At 43.9% G+C, this 19229-nt stretch carries 20 protein-coding genes and 1 pseudogene; 7 read left to right on the top strand and 14 right to left on the bottom strand.

Going from position 1 to position 19229, the window contains the following annotated elements; translation table 11 throughout:
• Positions 1-22 precede the first annotated feature (22 nt).
• On the top strand, positions 23-349 hold the full coding sequence (locus NXT09_RS01275) for a hypothetical protein (protein WP_268578586.1): 327 nt from the start codon (positions 23-25) through the stop codon (positions 347-349).
• Between the two features lie 390 nt (positions 350-739).
• Positions 740-1447 (top strand): DUF5677 domain-containing protein, encoded by a 708-nt coding sequence (locus NXT09_RS01270; RefSeq protein ID WP_233980938.1) that lies wholly within the window; start codon positions 740-742, stop codon positions 1445-1447.
• A 676-nt stretch (positions 1448-2123) separates the two neighbouring features.
• Here NXT09_RS01270 and NXT09_RS01265 read toward each other — a convergent pair.
• The 9 genes from NXT09_RS01265 to NXT09_RS01225 form a co-directional block, all read right to left on the bottom strand.
• A complete protein-coding gene (locus NXT09_RS01265) occupies positions 2124-2909 on the bottom strand; it encodes a hypothetical protein (RefSeq protein WP_268578585.1) in 786 nt (261 codons plus the stop codon).
• 225 nt (positions 2910-3134) lie between these two features.
• A complete protein-coding gene (locus NXT09_RS01260) occupies positions 3135-3545 on the bottom strand; it encodes a hypothetical protein (RefSeq protein WP_121328616.1) in 411 nt (136 codons plus the stop codon).
• A 124-nt stretch (positions 3546-3669) separates the two neighbouring features.
• Positions 3670-4059: a hypothetical protein gene (locus NXT09_RS01255; RefSeq protein WP_121328614.1), complete on the bottom strand. Its 390-nt coding sequence runs from the start codon at positions 4057-4059 to the stop codon at positions 3670-3672.
• A 15-nt stretch (positions 4060-4074) separates the two neighbouring features.
• Entirely contained in the window at positions 4075-5403 is a 1329-nt protein-coding gene (locus NXT09_RS01250; protein WP_370690888.1) for a DNA-binding protein, read from the bottom strand.
• Positions 5404-5767: 364 nt separating this feature from the next.
• The gene (locus NXT09_RS01245) at positions 5768-7072 is read right to left on the bottom strand and encodes a site-specific integrase (protein WP_268578583.1); all 1305 of its coding nucleotides are present in this window, start codon (positions 7070-7072) and stop codon (positions 5768-5770) included.
• Positions 7069-8259 carry a tyrosine-type recombinase/integrase gene (locus NXT09_RS01240; protein WP_268578582.1) on the bottom strand — a complete coding sequence of 397 codons (1191 nt, stop codon included), beginning with the start codon at positions 8257-8259 and terminating at the stop codon, positions 7069-7071. Before NXT09_RS01240 ends, NXT09_RS01245 begins: the two co-directional genes overlap by 4 nt.
• A gap of 300 nt (positions 8260-8559) precedes the next feature.
• Positions 8560-8718: a helix-turn-helix transcriptional regulator gene (locus NXT09_RS01235; protein WP_010305240.1), complete on the bottom strand. Its 159-nt coding sequence runs from the start codon at positions 8716-8718 to the stop codon at positions 8560-8562.
• A 122-nt stretch (positions 8719-8840) separates the two neighbouring features.
• On the bottom strand, positions 8841-9692 hold the full coding sequence (locus tag NXT09_RS01230) for a DUF6387 family protein (protein ID WP_268578581.1): 852 nt from the start codon (positions 9690-9692) through the stop codon (positions 8841-8843).
• A 759-nt stretch (positions 9693-10451) separates the two neighbouring features.
• The gene (locus NXT09_RS01225; RefSeq protein WP_268578580.1) at positions 10452-10964 is read right to left on the bottom strand and encodes a DUF4823 domain-containing protein; all 513 of its coding nucleotides are present in this window, start codon (positions 10962-10964) and stop codon (positions 10452-10454) included.
• Positions 10965-11384: 420 nt separating this feature from the next.
• Here NXT09_RS01225 and NXT09_RS01220 point away from each other — a divergent pair.
• The 4 genes and pseudogenes from NXT09_RS01220 to NXT09_RS01205 all read left to right on the top strand — a co-directional run.
• A pseudogene (locus NXT09_RS01220) lies at positions 11385-11581 on the top strand (phage integrase central domain-containing protein); the annotation flags it as partial.
• 37 nt (positions 11582-11618) lie between these two features.
• Positions 11619-11852, top strand: coding sequence for a CopG family ribbon-helix-helix protein (locus NXT09_RS01215; RefSeq protein WP_268578579.1), 234 nt, complete (start codon positions 11619-11621; stop codon positions 11850-11852).
• Positions 11842-12126 carry a type II toxin-antitoxin system RelE/ParE family toxin gene (locus NXT09_RS01210; protein WP_268578578.1) on the top strand — a complete coding sequence of 95 codons (285 nt, stop codon included), beginning with the start codon at positions 11842-11844 and terminating at the stop codon, positions 12124-12126. The genes NXT09_RS01215 and NXT09_RS01210 overlap by 11 nt, the downstream gene beginning before the upstream one ends.
• A 421-nt stretch (positions 12127-12547) precedes the next feature.
• Positions 12548-13426: a cell envelope biogenesis protein OmpA gene (locus NXT09_RS01205; protein ID WP_268578577.1), complete on the top strand. Its 879-nt coding sequence runs from the start codon at positions 12548-12550 to the stop codon at positions 13424-13426.
• A gap of 157 nt (positions 13427-13583) precedes the next feature.
• Here NXT09_RS01205 and NXT09_RS01200 read toward each other — a convergent pair whose 3' ends face one another.
• From NXT09_RS01200 to NXT09_RS01190, 3 genes are all read right to left on the bottom strand, one after another.
• On the bottom strand, positions 13584-13775 hold the full coding sequence (locus NXT09_RS01200) for a hypothetical protein (protein WP_268578576.1): 192 nt from the start codon (positions 13773-13775) through the stop codon (positions 13584-13586).
• A 315-nt stretch (positions 13776-14090) separates the two neighbouring features.
• Positions 14091-14420, bottom strand: a complete 330-nt coding sequence (locus NXT09_RS01195) for a DHCW motif cupin fold protein (protein WP_039527441.1) — start codon at positions 14418-14420, stop codon at positions 14091-14093.
• 71 nt (positions 14421-14491) lie between these two features.
• Positions 14492-15028, bottom strand: coding sequence for a rhodanese family protein (locus tag NXT09_RS01190; protein ID WP_268578575.1), 537 nt, complete (start codon positions 15026-15028; stop codon positions 14492-14494).
• A gap of 406 nt (positions 15029-15434) precedes the next feature.
• On the opposite strand from NXT09_RS01190, the gene NXT09_RS01185 reads away from it, so the two are divergent.
• A complete protein-coding gene (locus tag NXT09_RS01185; RefSeq protein ID WP_268578574.1) occupies positions 15435-16835 on the top strand; it encodes an EmmdR/YeeO family multidrug/toxin efflux MATE transporter in 1401 nt (466 codons plus the stop codon).
• A 44-nt stretch (positions 16836-16879) separates the two neighbouring features.
• Here NXT09_RS01185 and NXT09_RS01180 read toward each other — a convergent pair whose 3' ends face one another.
• Complete coding sequence (locus NXT09_RS01180) at positions 16880-18049, bottom strand: MFS transporter (protein WP_268578573.1); 1170 nt, start codon at positions 18047-18049, stop codon at positions 16880-16882.
• Between the two features lie 344 nt (positions 18050-18393).
• Positions 18394-18909, bottom strand: coding sequence for an outer membrane protein OmpX (gene ompX / locus NXT09_RS01175; RefSeq protein WP_014914977.1), 516 nt, complete (start codon positions 18907-18909; stop codon positions 18394-18396).
• Positions 18910-19229 lie beyond the last annotated feature (320 nt).

Below are 19229 nucleotides of genomic sequence, written 5' to 3'. Positions count from 1 at the left end.
AGCAATCCTCAAAACGAGAGCCATGATGAATAAAAAATTACCTTTAGGTTTATTACTGGTGCTGTCCTTTTTTCTCACCGGCTGTGACAGCGAACCATCAGATGCTGACGTATCTAAGGCGATGCAGTCTTTTACTGAAGAGATGAACAAAGGCGCACCGTCTGAATCAGCAAGAGTCGTTTTCAATTCAGCCAAGAAGATCGCATGTAAAGAGAAAGACAGCGACGGCGGTTACAAATGCACAGTCGAATACAATGCGAAGATCCCGTTTCTGGGTGAAAGAACATCAACCATGGAGCTCAAGTTCTTTAAATTTGAAGGCAAGTGGAAAGTCTCGCCGTCAAAATAATTAATATGCCATAAACGGCATCAGGGAAAGCATCAGCCCGTAGTTTCACCGCTACGGGCTTTTTTCATCTGCATTACCTTAGACTTGAACTGAAAGTTTTCGCGGGCAGAACACCATCAAATCTGACAGGCAGCATTGAGCGAGGAACGGAAGTTCACGATTCCTATTACAGTTGATTGAATATTTACTAATATATCCGCGAAATTATCAACGGGCGCGAGGACCTCCCAAGCATTGCATCTTATGGCACAATTTCACGAAAGGCTGGATCTCAAAATCATTAAATACAACTTGTAATTATTTTTGACATGACACAGTATAGGGGTTTCCTGTGATGTAATGGTTTTGTTAAATTCGATAATCAGTTCAGCTGCCAAGGAAAAGTTAAATATGTCTGAAAAAAGTCTAAGGGAGTTTGTGAAGCATGACTCAATCAAAAACATCCAAAAAAACATATTAAAAATAGACGCGAATTACAAAAGGCTTATTCAGTTTTGCTCAGGTTCTCAAAATATTGAAAGAACTAATAAAAATGTAGCGCTAACTAATATTGCAAAAGGAACTCACCGCTCTTTAAGCTTGTTGGCTAAAAACTTGTCAGATGACTATGACATAACATTAGTAGCATTATGTACGAGGAACCTTTTTGAGCTTAACATCAGATTAAGATCAATACTTAAACATGAAAACTCACTCAACACATGGATGAGTGAGATGGTTATGGATGAAAATCAGATTTTAGATGCCATTTCAACGATTGCTAATGATAACCATGCCGCTGAACTGGAGTTGTTCGAAAATAAAAAGAAACTAAATAACTCCATTTTAGATAAACATAACTTAAAAAACGTTAAGAGTCCTGAAACTGTAAAAAATATTGCTAAAGATGCAGGTGATCTGGAAGAGTACACTGCGCTATTCAAACTATTTTCAAAATTGTTGCATCCTTCCTCATATCTAATTAATTCATATAATTCAGCAGGTTGCATTGATAACTTTAACATACTAATTGTTTCTGCACAAAAATATGCATTTGTTCTATTTGAGAGTTTACGGAGTGAATTGAATGTACCAGAAGGTGTATTAAAAGAGTGGTGATGTTATATTCTATTTATGATGCATTGTATGATAATAAAAAGTGAATGATTAATTATTGTTCATATAGTATATTCTGATCTATCCCCGTTAAATAACAGAGACTGATGTTAGTAATGTCCGCTTCACGCCCTGAGGCATTCGGCAAGCTTTTACTGCCAGAAAATATTCCGCTTCGAGGGCTTTTTATTATCAAAGAGGCCATACCTTTCTAGTTTTAAAAAACTATCGTCAACAGTGTAACTATCAAACTATTTCATTTAGGCAAAAAAAACTTCTATACCATGTATAGCAAATGATATGAGAGAGCTCAGATAAAACCGTTGCAAGCCAGCGAGCAATAGCTAAAGAATGCTTCTCGCCCCAGAGCATGCCATTCAGTTACTTCCCATGGGTTTCTACTCACTTTGTTGTTTTCCTTTTATCATGAGAGGTGAGCATAATGCAAAACACACTTGACTTGCTCCCAGTAAACTAACATAGCACGATGTCAGCAAGTTCTGCTTCTTGCACCTAACAGACTGGTCTTAGGGTATGCATAAAGACGGCACGAAGCAGACGAACTAACTGAGCTGAAGGTCCGCTGTCAACAATGTCCGCTGCAGGAACAAAGCGAAAGCTTCATCCGGCCAAGTCTTTACTGGACACGACGCCAACTCTTCCCCATGCAAAAAGTAACTCAAAACTCGTCATTCAGATCCCTGGAGATCTGCTCGCTCTCGTGTTGTTCAACGGCATCACTGATCAAATCTTTCATATGCGTGAGGAATTCATTTACAGTCTTAAATGCTGCATCAAGACTAGCAGAGTTGAAAATATGAATCTCTCCATTTAGAGATTTTCCATTGCGGTGAACTATATCATGTCTGAGTTTAGTCAGAGACAGCACATCCTTAAGTGAAATGCCTTTATACTTTTGGGGTTGCAAAACTGCTTTATAAATTTCAACAACCAATAATATCTTATGATAAAGAATATCTGAAAGATAATCCTGAACATATTTACTAGCAGTGTTTTCCTTTACTAAAAGATCAGTAATTGGTACTGACTTGTCGCTCAGTTTTTTTATGTTTTGTATTGCATGAATCACATATATTTCATTAGATAAAGCAACACTCTTAAGCATTTCACTAAGACAACTTTCCATTATGGTTATGCTGTAAGAAATTTGCATTTTGATAAACACTTCACTTTTATGCTGTTTTGCTTCTTCTTTAATTTCTTGCAATATGTTGATCGCTGAATCATAAATTACCGTATGCGGATTTTGCTTTAACCATTGTTGCTCTTCATATTCTTCCTGAGCCATATCCGCCAAAAAATCTTGATAATTATGGAACTCAGCTTCCAATTCTTGCCACTCTTCGGACCATTCGTCCAAATCCTGATTGGAAAGCCGTTCTCGTATCCATTCCTCGCGACGACTTTCTTCAACATCCATAACCCATTCTTTTGTTACGCCCATAATGTGATCCTCAATTCATCTAATGATGCTCATCATGACTGTACTAATATACAGTGATAATAGCACAAATCCTCTGCATTTTTACCCTGTTGTCAGTACTCTTTTTTGCCTACCATTTGAGCAAATATGAAGTGAATTTCCGCTCCTGGCACAGAGCCGCCAGTCAGATTACGCTTAGCTCTACGCAGCAACTGTGCCAGATAGGGTCTTAGCTAATACATTTCATCACAGTCGACAACCACTCTTCCTGACGCTCGTTGAGGCTCTTATCAGCTTGTTCGCGTCATACTTCTTTTTCTCATGCACGTAGATCCGCTCGGTTCTTCCACCGTTGTTGGTGATGAAGCTGATGATGGAAAGAAAGACTTTATTCAGACGGGCTTTATCAATCAAATCATCACTGATTTTTTCGATATGGCAATAGTAAGAGAGAAGCAGAAAACTTAGCACCACTTCTCGGTTTGAAAACGTCAGATTCTCTATGTCCTGCTGGTATTTAATATAAAATCCTGCACAAAAAAGATAAGACTGCTCAGTAATTTCTGCTTCTGAAAAGCCCGATTCATCGAGCTTATCAACAAACCTGTCCAGCAAAAGCAAATATCTTTCCATTAAACTCATGTTTATTTTTTTCATAACTATGCATCCTTGCATTTAAATTATTATTAATTGTCATCCTGACAACGTATCAATATCACCATTAAATTAAAAATCAAGCAATTCGTAAAAATATATTTACGCTACCTGACTTCGTTTATAGTCACTTTTTTTCAGGTAACGGTTCATTAAGCTGATGCAATTTCAGACCATATTTATTGGCGTTATACTGCCACAGGGAAAACTGCTCTTTATAACGGTTGTTTTGCTGCTCAAGCATTACCATCTCGTTTTCAATATGTCGTATTCTCTGCGCCGCAATTTTCAGGCTGGCGGGTTTCTTTGGTTCAACGCGGCTTGTCTGTATCATTTTCTTTTTCATTAAATAGGCCGTCACGATATCTTTATGCATATTCAATGACTGACGACTGGGTTTCTTTCCGATAAATTTTTCAACTTCGATACAAAGCGCTTCCCATGTTAATTTTCCTTGCCAGCCCTGAAGCGTTTTTTTAATGACTGTGATATCTGATGATGTTAAATGTTTTGCCATACGGCCTCCTGATGATTAATTTTTATAAGATGTTTTCATTTTTTTGCTCTGCATTTTCTCTAAAACAGATAATACGGCTTCGTGGTGAGCCACCCATTTATCCGCACCAAAATACGCGTCTTTCACTGCCTTTTTCGCCATCCGAAGGTGCTGACGGATTTTTTTGACAGGCTCATGCCCGTTCATTCCCCCTGCCCAGCCGTAATGCAACGTGCTGGCTAATTTCTTGCAGGGGAGCATCAGGTAGTCATGAACACAATAACCGTAGGGCGTGACGTGAACCGCACCGTGATCCGGCTCTTCTGTGATAACCGGAATACTGACAGGCAGAGCGTAGCCATGAGCACCCAGCTTCAGCTCTTTGATTTTCTCGTGCATCTCTTCCTGAGAGACATGATTATAGGCACGGTTCTGCATGACACTGACTCTGCCTGACCATTTGGCGATCTCCATTTCTGAAAGTTCCCCCTGATGCGCCAGCGTGTTGAGAAGGTGCCTCGGCTGATGGGAGCGCAGAAATAAGGGGTTCCCCTCATCATCGGTATAACCATGACGTGCAAAGATATTCTTCACCGTGCCGGAAGGTCTCATCTTTGCAATATCAGAGGCAAAGAAATGATACGCTGGCCTGCAAATCTGAACGTCCCGCGTCTCCCTTTTCTCACAGCCCTGATATTTGTTCAGCAGACACAGCGCATTGCTATATCGCACAGACTTTTCTTTATCAAACCAGGGAAAATCCGCAGGCAGACACGGCATCACCTTCTCGTTTACAGAGCGTGCAGCAGTCTTAGGTTTTGCTGAACATGTTTGATTTTCTGCCCGTTTCGCTATTGAACGGGCGTTTTCCGACAGAAGACGTAACCGGCTGACTGCTTTTCTGGCAACCGGCACCATAACATCAGGCACCCACTTGATAGTGGCCCCATAGCCCTTGACGGCATGAAAGCGAAGCCCGTAACGCTCCACGCCATTTTTATCTTTCCGGGTGATCTCACAGTCTGCCGGTAATGCCAGAATTTCTGAAATACGGTTTGGTGAGCACATCAGCAGGGCAAAGACCGAGGTGGTAAACAAATCCCGCTCACTGAGTTCATCATCCGGTCGTGAAAAAATTTCAGCGATAGCGAGTAAAGCCCGTTCGTCCGGTAATTTATGCTTTCTGTCCGGATCTTCTTTCTCAGGCAGGTAATGATTTTTGAAATCGGGTTTAGCCGGATTGCACCAGCGAAAAAAACCACAGCTAACGAAGCAGTGGGTCGTAAGAAACTGCGCCAGTTTTTCAAGCTGTGTGCCACACTGGTATAACACATTATCTTTATAATACTGTCTGGCGGTCTGCATCGCTTCATCCAGCACCAGAACCGACGTGTTATAGATATGGGCATTCCGGCAAACCTGCAACAGCGCTTTTTCCAGACACTTTAGTGCCATGAGTGCCGCACCGTGACGTTTGACCGGGCGTAACGCCTGCTGGTAACGGATATAGCTTTTGGCAAAAGAAATGAAATCGCTGTCCATGGCACATTCATTGCTGACTGCGCCTCTCCCCGTCCCCAGCTTGCAAAACGTTGCAATGCCTTTCCAGACAGGTGAATGCCAGTTTAAATCCGCACCAAATACGGTCAGCTTATCCCGGCAAAAAACAATAAAATCACCGGTATTCTTTTCCGCACTCAACCCGGCCTGAGATTTGAATACGGTCACGTTACCCATGCGCCACCTCGTCATTATTCTGGTGAGTGAAAGGTCTGAAATAAAGGCACTGATGGCACGGAATGGCTGTCGCACAGGATGAACAGCTTTTTACTTTCGGCTTTTCTTTCCCAAGAAAAACATCGGCAATAAAGGATAATTTGTCAGAAACAGCCTGGTTAATCCTGACGACACTATCCGGTAAATTTTCAACATAAATCCCGGCACAGGCCGTGGAAGAGTGATCTAACAACTCTGCAATGTATTGCACATCATACCCGTCACGCGCCATCCTGGTGCCAAGGGTATAACGGAGTCGTCGGGGACTTATTTTCATGATTTCACCGGTTCTTTCAGAGATGACCTGCTCGGTATTAACCACGTTGATCAGTGCATAATTAACCCCGTTTCGGGAAGCATGAAGTCTGTCCGACGCCAGTAACGCCGTCATATTCTGACCTTCGCTCAGACGACATTGCGACTCACACAGAAAAACAGGCACATCCTCTTTTTCTGCCGGTTGAAGCGCCCTGCCGATAGCCTTCTCAATCCGGCTTACCGACGCCTCTGCCTGTTGCCTGACAATATCAAACAGATATTTATCAACGTTCAGGAGCCTGAAGGTCCTCCTGAATCCGCCCCCCTGTTTGATCCTGGGGAAGTTGATGAAATAGCCGGAATCACTATTATTCTCTTCTTTTATGTCCTGATATTTTAATGAGGTGATTTGCAAGGGTCGTCTTCCGGTCAGGCTGACCAGCAATGCCATTGCAGACTCAGACAGCGTGATCCTGCCGTTTTTCCCGGCATGGTGGATCGCCCTGTTTAATCCCTTATGCTCCGTATCCGTTAAGGGGCCCTTTTCAGGGCTTTCCTGTTTTACAACGTCTCCGGGCGCTTTAACCTTTATTCTCATGGCTTTCAACAGCGTAATGGCATTGTCATCGATACCCGCATAACCTAGGGAATGCCACTTAATCAGAAAACATCTCAGCACCATCAGACTTGCCAGCGGTGTTGCAGGTGAAGCTCTGTAATTCAGGATCGCTGACTCATCAATATAATCAGGGGACATCTCACAAATAAAACGCTTCAGGCTGTTACTGATATTCACCACATAACCCGCACTCCGTTTACAGGCAAAAAAAGCCAGTGTATTGAGATACCCCTCATGCAATGACGGGGTTAATGTTTGCAATACAGAATAAACATTGACCGTATTATCCTTATCCAGATGCCACCGTGTATCGGAGAGAGAAAATGAATAACCTGAACGTGTTGCCATTAAACAGGGTTTGTTTTCTTTCACTTTATTCATAACATCTCCCTGATGATTTCTTGCTGAACAGCCAGTGAGGTTTCATTTGCCTTTTTAGTAAGATGTCTTTTGTTGTAGATCATCGCCATCTCAGAGCCCGGCACCCAGCCCATACAATACACTCTGCATTGCCCTTCTCTCACCTCAGAAAGACCATGGGCGTCTGACATGGAAGAAAAGTGATCATTCCATGTGTGTCTCAGTTGATGCCCGGTTACCCCGTACAACTCCGGTGAGCACTGGCTAATCGTATGGATAATTTTCCGGTAAGCCGACATCGACAGGGGATTTCCCTCTGTATCCCCTTTCTTATAGGTAATAAAAAGAAAATCATTTTTCTTTGCATTTCTTATTTTTAGCCTGTCTTGCTGGATGTAATTATATAATTCAGACATGACCGCTTTCTCAGAGAGGAGCACCCTTCCCCGCGTTTTGACAAGCGGCTGCTTAACCCTTGGATCTGATTTGTCATTGGCGCGGCGCTGGATAGTGATAGAGGAACAGGCAAAATCAATATCACTGATCCGGAGATTTAAAAGCTCACCGGCTCTGACCCCGTAACTGAACAGTAATAAAATGATGAGCCTGTTCCGTGTCTGAACCTCAGGAGAAAACGGATTTAATGCAGACCCAACGCTGACTACGTTAAACAGAATATCTTGCTGCGCCTTCGTTAAGGACTTTTCAGGGATATAGTCACGATATCCGTCAGAATCAGGTCTTTTATTTTTCAGTTCAGCCACCATCCTTGTGATCCGGGCGTCAAGATTTACGTCTACCGAATGCGGTAAGTGATGATGGTATAGCCAGTCAAGGTAATGGCAAATAAACGTCAGTCTGAAATACTTTGTCGGCGCTTTCACACTTCTGCTACCGGACGTTTTTTCCCTATTTTTGAAGTTTTTCGAAGCGAAATCAGCCAGTGCATCAATTTCATAAGAACTTAAAAATTCCATTCGGGTGATCCGATCCACGATGTCTATTTCTCTCATATGAAAAAATCGATAAAGTAATACCAGACTTCCGGCAACCACCTCCATTGTATTAATCGACACCGATTTGTTCCTGACGTTTGTCGTTATATAAAGATTAGGATCAAAAAGCGGCTCTCCTGTCAGACTGTTAATAATATGGCAATATCGCTCACCATTATCAAACATAAATGTATTCGTTCTAATATGATCCATAATCTCTCCTTAAAATATTTTACAAAAGCACTCTAGGTGCAATATATTATTAAATTACAAATAATAAATTTACAAAAAAATCTTAAGAAAATGACAGGAAAATAATAATTAAAATTATTTTTAATCAATCAGATAATAACGATATTTTTTACATTTAATATCTCAGGTATACTTAATTGAATTTAAGTACACCTGAGACTTAATAATGCCCCGCAAAACCTTTAAAAAAAAGCCCTCATTAAAATCTGTCAAATATTCTGTAAAATATATAGCCTTTATTGATTGAAATTCTTTACACTTTTAAAATACATTTCTTTTTTCAATCGCGGTTAATATCCATTCATCAATTTCATTTTCAACAAATGCGACAGCACGGATACCAATTTTCACAGGTTGGGGGAAACGTTCTTCACTAATAAGGCGATAGATCCAGGCTTTTCCAAAGCCGGTTTTTCTCATTACTTCGGGGTTAGAATAAGGCGATTCTGGGTATTCATAGTCTCTCCTCGCTTTTTAGAAGAGACTATATGAAAAGTTCAGGGAAACAAGCGAATTTCAGCACATCCAGAATTAGCGTGTTTTTAGTCCTTGTCCGCGAGCGTTATAACATCCGAAACCCGCATTTCTTTCAAATGGTTGTTCTTGTTAAGAAAATTATAAAACTGAAGGATGAATGACTTGCTGGCGGTTTTAAGCGCAAGGGGTTTGTCAGTATTTTTTATATGACTCCCCATTCTTGTTTTATTTTCCTCATCAGAATCGCAGTGAAGCAGAGAGGAAAGGTGATTATCTGACACCCGAATATCATGGTGCTTTGCCCATGTCAGTATGTCGAGTAATGGGATCAGTCTGTAATCGATAATTTTCTTGATTGTGCTGTGACCAAAGCGAATGGTGTCTAATGACTCCGGCTCAATTTTCCGGATTTTACGCCACTGAGGAAGCATGGCTTTCAGTGATTCAGCGATTTCTTCGTCAGAGCCACTGGTGAGATTTATCTCTATCATAACCCGGTGTTCACATAATATCGGCATAGCCTCTGCAACAGGGAGCTCGTCGACTTTTTCATCTATCCAATAATCATCAACATTGTTCCAGCCAAATAACGACTTCTTCATCCCGTCAAAACAAAGATGTGCCAACCTTCCGGTCGTTGTTACAGAAAAGTATGGGGATACCAAAAGTCTGGCTTCTGTTTTAAGCTGATTCATATGACTATCTGTAACGAGGAAGGGATCCCCACTGAAGAGACTGTTGGCATAAGTTTTAACCACCCAGCGATCATAATCACTATGGTCAGAACTAAAAAACAGCGACCTCATCACCAGCTCAAGATAAAGCCGCTCAAGAGATATGTTTTCAAACTGACGATAGGTATCGATATTTAGCCATTTTTTGATTTCTTTAATGTCTTTGTCCGACAAGTTTTTCATATGATCATCCGCTATCAATTGTCCTTTCCTTAAAAAAGGATAGTTGAACCAGGCTGAATGACTAACTATTCACCACTCTTTTCAGTTTTTCTGTCACTTGAACAGCGTAGACCCGATGTAATACTTTATCGTCTGAAGGTTCGAAGTTTGAGGCAATATTTTCTGTTGATGGGATGACTTTGACTTTTAGGCATAGCTATAGGCATACGCTAAATATCAACATGAAAAATAAATTATATATTTCATAAAGTTAAATTCATTACTTTAATCCTCTCGTGCGACCAAATTTCCCCAGAAAAACCAACCTCTTACGGTTGGTTTTTTTTATACCTTAAATTTGCCGATGGTAAAACAATGGTAAAACCACTGACGGAAGGAACCGAAAGAATGAGACAAATCGACTATCACGGAACGACGATCTGCGTACTCGACGACAACACACTCACCAATTGCCCTGTCGGATCATGCGCAGTTATTGAAGATTCGGGGCGCTATGTCGAAGTGCACCTCGGAGAAACTGACACACCGAAAATTCCATATTGATCCTATCTCTATCCTCACAGTCACCTCAAAGTAATGATTGTAGGAAATCGGAAGAAACTCGCAGAAGATACGAGATACAGAGTTTGCTGTGGCCCTGCACTTGATGATAACTCGCTGGATAAAAAAGATTTTTTCGTAAATTAATTGTGGAGCATTAAACTCCTTATCTATTAATAAGCTATCCAGCACCCATCTATAGGGTGCTGAGTACTTTATTTAGTATAGAGAAGCAACATACTCCCTTACAGGGGCAGGTAATAAATCTTGAGGGTGATCTCCACCGAACGTTGCAAATTTACTTTTCCCAGACAGGATCACTGAGGACAATAGTTTCTGGTTATCAGCCTTATAGATAGTTATTTTTACTTCCATCTTATCAGGAATGCCAGACCATTCTGTCGCTCTATCTTCCCAATGAAGAATTTGAGGAACTATATAATATCCATCAGATACTGGTGATTTTGACACTAAGCAATTCATATTGCTGCATTCAGAAATGGTTTTTACATTGTCGCTATAACGTAAAAATGCGGCTTTAATAACGTTTGCTGTGCTGCTCCCAGAACCAGCGTACTCTTGTGTAGAGTAGATACCGTTAGCTGGGACAGCTATTACAATCTCTTTATTTTTGATGAGTAACTCTTCATTTTTCTGTATTGCCGTAGAATTGTACTTAGCAGAACAGCCAGCAAGAAAAATAATGCTAAAAGCGATAAAAAATTTCCTCATGTTATTTCCTTTTCTTAAAAGAAGAATAATTATTATATCTATGTAACCTTATAGGAGTGTTTACTACCAAATGTAAGATTGATACTTATCAGATTGAAATTTTAACTCTCCCAAACGTTGTTTATAACTTACCAGCTTTATATCTCACATTACCACTACTTGACCAGCAAACCTGCTTAACTATCTACACTGACCAGATAACTCCAGTTTCATTGAAGGCAAGCACGAATCAGCCTGTTAGATAGAAAAATCCCGTTAAAGAAAGAAGGGAAAGTTATTCGCTACGTTAGCACGGACTGTAAGCACTACTCACTTTAGTTTCACACATTTTTTAAGATTTCCATTTTTTGACTGTGCCTGCCTGTCGGTTATTGCCATAGCAGCGCATAAGTTTCCATTTCACCCAGGCCGTAAATCTTTATACAGGCCAGCGGCAAACTGAAAACCGTCAAGCGGGTGAGCCAGCGAATTAACGAGGTGATGGATTATGCGGTTAACTCCGGTTGATTCCCGCTAACCCCGCAGCTAAGATCCACAAAGCCTTTCAGACGCCGGTTAAAACCCATATGCCAACTATCTGCCCAGAGACATTCCCTAGCTTGATGAAAACACTATCATGACTACTACCAGCAGCATGGCGCGGCGGTATCAATATTGGCCTTTGCTGCCTCACTTTATCAGCTAGGAAAAAATGTGCTGGCTAAAGCTACGGGACACACCCGCCCTTTTCTGGCCGGACAAGCCGTTGAAGACTATCTTGCACGGGAAGCCTGGCAAATAGCAGAGATCGAGCAAGCCATAAAAGAAGCCGATGCAGGTGATTTTGCCTCACCAGATGAGATGAACAATCTATTTAAAAAATTAGGTACGGCAAGACATGGAAATTAAATGGTTGCGTAAAGCCGCGGCCAATTTGGAAGCCGAGTACCTCGACATCGCTCAAGACGCTCCACAGGCTGCCAGACAGTTCGTAGATGAAGTCCAAAGGGTAACGGGATTACTACCGCAACAGCCAGCAATGGGAAGACCTTGCCGTGTGCCAGGAACACGTGAGCTGGTATTAATGTACTATTTCTGCATCATCTCCTACCGCGTGAAAGATAATATGCTCCAGATTCTACGCGTCTTTCATACGCGCAGGCGTTTACCGTCACAATGGTGAATTATAAAACCCAGCAGCAATCCTAAAAATATCCATTTCCTTCCAGACATAAATATCCCAGATAGCAAAGTCAATAACACAATGCTACGCAAAGCAGATTGAGAATATCATTGCAATTGCGCGACTTCTGCTGATCTTTCATCGCTATAACAGGTTCATTTATCAGGAAAATCCACCTCGCATAAGTACTAAAACAGATTTAAATGAAGCACCGAAGGTTTCCGAGACCATTGCCAACGTGAATCGGTCGTCAGTGCTATTAGGCGCAGCCTATTGTCGGTTCGATTACACGTGCTGTTTACGTGCTAGCACAATGTCCATCGATACTGCCGTGGACTAATTATCAACGAGCTGGCAGACGTAAAATGACATCAATGCATTCCCCATAATCGTGGGATTTTTTATATTAAGAGGAAGTGAAATGAAAAAATATGCCATTGCATTAATGTGCCTATTCTCAGCGTCAGCCTTTGCAGAAACCTATAAAGGATATCCCGATATTCCAGGTACCGCGGTTGGTTTTGCCACGGAAATCGTAAGCTATACGCCAGGCCCTAATGTATCTTCGAGTTATAAAGTGCCCGAAAGAATACTTGGCGAACCTAACCGCTACAGCGCGAATGAAAATATACTTTCTCTCGGTGCAGCAGGTAGCGTTGTGGTGCGTTTTACCCCGTACGCGATTAAAAAGAGCGGTACTGCCGATGCAGATTTTTATGTCTATGAAGCAGGAACCTATGAATCGTGGGATGCCTACGTATCCAATGACGGCAGTGAATGGATCAAAGCCACACCCGTGTTTCAGGCAATTAATCCTGCATCAGCTCAGACGACAACCAATCGTGGTTCTGTAATCGGGTATGACGTTGACGTGATTGATTCCGAGTCTGATTCATTTACCTATCTGAAAATCGTCGACACCAGTCTGTCGAAATATGCCGATTCACCGGGTGCCGACATTGACGCGATTGTTTTGACGAGTGCAAAAGCGTTGGGAACAGAGGTATTTATTGATACCGACTCTCGTAATGGAAAGGTCTATAACCTGTATCAGAACGACATTACTGGCGCTGTAGGTGTCAAAATGATCAGGAACGACAATACTGTCTCGTATATTCCCTTCTCTACCGATGATTCGCTGAAAGCCATCGCGTTATCGTTGCAAGGCGATTTCAATTGCGATGATGAAAAGGATATTAATGTTTTAGCTACGCGCAAATCTGACGGGGTTCAGTTAAACATCATCAAACAACAGAATGGGACAGCCATTAAGACTATCGATAACTCAGTGACTAAGTGATGCATTACAACAGGCATTCATTGAGTGCCTGTGATAATGATAAATAACCTCACCATGCCAGAGACATACCATAATGTAATCTTTTCACGGAGTATTAACAGTAACGATGCAGGCTGCTCCGATATTTTTATTTTTAAACCAATCTCAATAAACGGGCTTAATTCACAGCTTCAACAGACTGCCATATTTCAATTTCCCAGTTACCGTTGCTTCCGTCGCACAAATAATTTTCATAACAGATATCTCCCGCCGGGTGATATCCTTGCGCATGAATGGCTTTATAAAAGTCATCCCAAGCTTTCGCAAAGTCCCCTTTTTCCACAATGGTGTGCGTTACAGCATAAATCATCAAATCCTTGGGGTATTTTCTCGTAATAGGGGCCAGCAACCCGAAGGCTCAGCACTTCCATAGATTCTGCAAGTTCAATTCTGATAGACATGTTCATACACTCCTGACTCATGTAGTGGCACCATTAACCACTCAAATATTCTGGTTATATATCGATATCGACAAGGGGCTTAGAAGCGAATTTCTTCCATCCCTATCAACGGATTGAGCATTTCTACACAGATTTTTTACTAGCTTCGACGAACGCGAAACTAGACAAGATGGGTTAGCTAAAATCGAGGGCTAATCTCCGTACTCTGGGTTAGCCCTCTGGCATCAATCGACAACAAACAGCTTGGCACCCGTCTCGGTGTAGGAGCGATGGGCTTCCGCGTTATCCGCAACCTGATAGCTCATCCCCGGTTTTAGGACAAAAACACGCCCATCGTCCAATTCCGTGTGAAGTTCACCTTCAAGGCACAGCAGAATATGCCCTTTAGAGCACCAGTGATCGGCCAGATAGCCTGGCGTGTACTCAACAATACGAACCCGGATGTTATCAAAATGCTGTGTTCGCCAGTAGGCGATCCCCGTGTCGCCCCGGTGCTCGGTGGGCTCTATTTGCGACCAGTCAGTCGTACCAAACGGAATGTTTTTCATGTCCATATTACTGCCCCTATTCTTTAACGTTATCGGTTAACACTCCGCTTACTCTTCCGGCAAACCATCCCGGCACATCAGCGTTTGGTGCCACGGTTCCACGGCATTTTCATCAACAGTCTTGCCATGCCACAAAAACCCGTAATCCCTGCAAACAGCAGTCCTGCTCCTACAAAACCAGAAAGCAGGAAGAAAGCGCTGTTTACGCTGTAACCCAGTAATACACCACCCAGAATAAGTATGCCAGCGGCGATTTGAACCTGCCGCATGAGTTCAATCGGCTGTTTACGATTCACTTCCGTCGGAAATCCTGCCTTTTTCCATGCCGTCATTCCCCCTTCCAGAAGAAATACCGTTGCGGGTGAAACCGCCTGCGCCAGCACGTCGGCATTCTGTTCCGAGCGCATGCCGGACAAACAATGGAAAATCACAACCTGTCCTTCTTTGCCATCATCAGGAAGGACATACCCAGCAGAGGAATTCAGCGGGTGCAACCTTGCCTGTGCGATGTGCTCGCGGGCATATTCTTCCGGCTGGCGAATATCAATGAGCACCGCACCTTCATCTAACAATTTACGAGCCTGAGCAGGTGAGATAGCAAGTGGCGTTGGCATGGTCGTGATCCTCTTTTTGAGCAGCTGAAACCCGTCATCATGCATCATTCAACGTGGTATTCAGTCAGCAAGGAAGGTGATATCGCTGATTGTTTGCGTGTCACCATTAATTTAGATAAATCTAATTAAGTAAAATCTAAATTAAATAATGGACACGTGCAACAACTTTCCACGCGGAGAAAGCAATCCAGACTGGACATCGATTTAGCGGCTGATACTCTGTAAACAGAAACGCTATTTTAAAAAACAGCCATGCTGCCACGATCGTACAAAATGGATCAGTAATGGTATGGATAAGTCACTGTATGCACATAAGTACCGTGCAAAAATAATGTTATTTGTGGCCACCTTGTGGCTCTGTTTACCGTGCCGACTGGGAAACTTGAGATACCGCCAAGATCGTTTCATGAAAAAATTAAAAGACACAGACTGGTATAAAAAGCGTTACTCCAACCGCGTCCTCTTCTGGAGAGAAATCTCACCGCTCGCCTTCCCGATCTTTATTGAAGGCCTTTGCGTCGTGTTGATGGGGGTTTTCAGCACCTTCCTGGTCAGTTGGCTGGGGAAAGAGGCCATGGCAGCCGTCGGTCTGGCCGATAGCTTCAACATGGTCATCATCGCATTCTTTACCGCCGTCGCATTGGGAACCGCCGTTGTTGTCGCGTTCAGCCTGGGACAACGCAACAGAAAGCAGGCGCGATCGGCCGCTCGTCAGTCGATGTCTCTACTGGTTCTGTCATCGTTTTTGTTGGTCGCACTGGTTGAATTCGCAGGCTCAGCAATTATCGATCTGATCGCAGGACAGGCCGACGCACAGGTTAAAGCACTTGCTCTCACGTTCCTTCGCTGGACGGTGTGGGGCTATCCTGCTGTCGCTATCGCGTTGGTAGGCTGTGGCGCGTTGCGGGGCGCGGGCAATACCAAGTTGCCGATGGTCATCAACATTGGAATGAATATTCTCAATATTGGCATCAGTAGCCTGCTGATTTATGGGGCATTTTCCTGGGATGGTCTTGGTTTTGTTGGCGCGGGCATTGGTATTACCATTTCACGCTATATCGGTGCGGTATTCGTGATTCTGACGCTAATGCACGGTTTTAACGGTGCGCTGCGCATTCCCTTCAAGTCTTACTTTGCGCCTTTTACCCTGTCGATCCTCTATGAAGTGCTCAGTATCGGTATTCCCGCCAGCATTGAATCCGTGATGTTTAACATCGGCAAGCTGATTACCCAGCGTTTTGTGGCAGATATGGGGACCGAGGTCATTGCCGGAAACTTTATTGCTTTCTCCATCTCAACGCTGATCAACCTTCCCGGTAATTCACTCGGTGCAGCCGCCACCATTATCGTTGGTACACGGCTGGGGAAAGGCCAAATCATGCAGTCCACCCGCCAGTTGAAGCACATCTTCTGGCTCTCCAATATCGGACTGTGCGTACTTGCCGTCCTGTCGGTGCCCAGCGCCAGCTTTTTGGCGTCGTTTTACACCAATGAGCCGGAAGTTATCGAAGTGGCAAAACATCTCCTGTGGCTCAACGCGCTATTTATGCCGATCTGGGCGGCGTCCTGGGTGCTTCCTGCCGGTCTAAAAGGCGCGAAAGACGCCAGCTACACCATGTGGGTAGCAATGGCAGGCATGTGGGGATGTCGAGTCATCGCGGGATATATCCTCGGCGTGATGCTCGGTTTTGGCGTGATCGGCGTGTGGATGGGGATGTTCTTTGACTGGATTGTACGCGGGTTCTTCTATTACCGCCGCCTGATGAGCGGACGCTGGCTATGGCGCTATCGCCCCCCAACAAATTGATGATAGCGAGCGGTTTTCCGCTCGCTTACAACACCACAAACCGCTTAGCGACTCGTGCTCTTCACCGGAGCAAAACGGGTCGCCATGATAATCAACACGACCACACCAACAGTCATAATCATCCAGGCCTGCTCCAGACCTGCCGTATGCTGACGAATGAAACCGGCCAGCAGCGGCATCAGGCTGGCGAGGATGTAGCCACCGCCCTGCACAAAGCCCATCAGTGAACCGGTTTTATGTGATTCGGTTACCTGATCCAACGCCACGATGAGCGATAGCGGGAACAGCGCACCAATGCCAACGCCCAACATGATAATAATGGGATACGTAAACGTCAGCGGTGCCACAATCAACCCAATCATTCCCACCAGCATCACGCTCAGGATAGGAAGCAACAGCTTGCGGCGATCGGGAAAATGGTTGATGAACGTTGATACCAGCAGGCCGGAAATCACTTCGGTCAGCGTTAGTCCGCCCAACATCAGGCCACTTTGCGTCGCATCTAACCCCAGTTGAATGTAATACGGCGGCAGCCATGCTAGCACCAGCGTATACGCGCCCGTACCAATGCCGAAGAATACCATCAGCAGCCAGTCCATTCCGCTTCGGCGCGTTGCTACAACAGCCACTGCATCCTGCTTCACGGTATACGCTTTAGGGATACACCGCCAGGCCACCGCAGCCACCAGCGCCACAATTCCCCAGCAGGCCAGCGCACTTTGCCAGCCCCACATATTTGCCAGCGGAGAAACCGATGAAGCCGCAAATGCCGCACCGGTCATAATCGCCGTGGTATAAAAACCCATGAGGAGACTGCTATGGCGACCAAAATGGAGCTTGATAAACGATGGCACCAGCGCCTGAATCAAGGCAATCCCGATTCCGGCAAGCGCAGCGCTAACCAGCAGCGCAATACCGCTATTCAGCCACCAGCGGGCACTACACGCCAAAGCAATGACCACAATACCCAGCGTGATTCCCCGGTATTCACCCAGACGCGCCTGCAACTGGCCGCCATATAACGCGCACCACCCCATAGCGAACACCGGGAGCGTAGTTAACATTCCCGCCATGCTGTCATCCAGGCCCGTTGCAGCCTGAATCTGATTCAGCAATGGGCCAATCCCCGCCAGAACAGGACGTAAGTTTAGTCCCAATAGGATAATTGTGAAGAACAGAAAAGCCCGCGTACGGGCCGTTGATGTCACTACCATGTATAACCTCAATAGCTTGAGTAAATCACTACAACTTGATGAACATTATCTTCACATAAAGAATCTTAACGTCAAGATAAAATCTTATGACAGACCGACACCGCATGAATTTGATCAACGGTAGCAAGAAGGACTGGATATCGACCAACTGGAAAGTGACTGGATAAATGACTGATGATACTCATCGCTGATTTAGACAAATAGCCGTAAAAAACGTCGCTTGCGACGGTCCGCAGGGTGGCGGGCAGGAAGCTCGCCATAAAAAAATCCGCCCTAAAAAGAGCGGATTCTTTCGACACATCTAACAACCAACACTGAGGGTAAACAACCCCTACAGGGCTAGATTAGAAACGGTAACCTACGCCAACAGCCCAGGCACCAACGTCAACACTGCGGATACGGCTTTGTTCGTAACCCACATCCAGAGCAACGTCCTGCATTGGGTTGAACTGAACGCCCGCACCGTAGGTGAAGCCGTAATCGTCGTTGCTGCTGTTGTTCAGACCATTGGTCGCGTTATTCGTCACTTTACCGTGGCTGAAACCAACAACACCATACAGGCTTGCCCAGTCATTCAGACGGTAAGCTGGACCCGCAGTGAAGCCCATGTACTGACCTTTGCTGTACAGACCGTTATCGCTACCATTTTTTTCCAGGTAGGTGAATGAGCTAATAACGCCCAGTGGGTTATTATCTTGCTCGTAACGATATTTCAGGTTAAAGCCTTTAACTTTATTTTGTACGCCCTGAGCATCACCTTGAGCATAGCCTGCAGTTACAGTGCTTTGACCAGCAAATGCAGAACCTGCGCCAACGGCTAATACACAAGCCAGAGCGGAAAGACACGCGATTTTTTTCATATTTACAGCCTCAGATTCATTTTATGAAAGACTAACTAACGGAGTAAATATAACAAAGAAATTCGGGACTTGCCGCCCTATAAATATTTATCAATTAGGCTTTAGATGTAACAAATATTGTCAAAAACGACCTATCACGCTAATTACATTGAGTTTTTTATTGTGACAGTTAGATTAAAAATAAATTCACCACGGCGCTGTAAAACAGATAATTCCGAATCACCCGCTCAGTTTGTATGCTAATTATATTGCACAAAAACACGCCAGTTAAATGGTACGTAAATAAAGGTCAATAAAAGTCAATTCATACCAGACAAATT

This window comes from Pectobacterium jejuense (genome assembly GCF_026800125.1).
Taxonomy (GTDB): Bacteria; Pseudomonadota; Gammaproteobacteria; order Enterobacterales; family Enterobacteriaceae; genus Pectobacterium; species Pectobacterium jejuense.
This window is presented reverse-complemented; position numbering and strand designations above follow the sequence as displayed.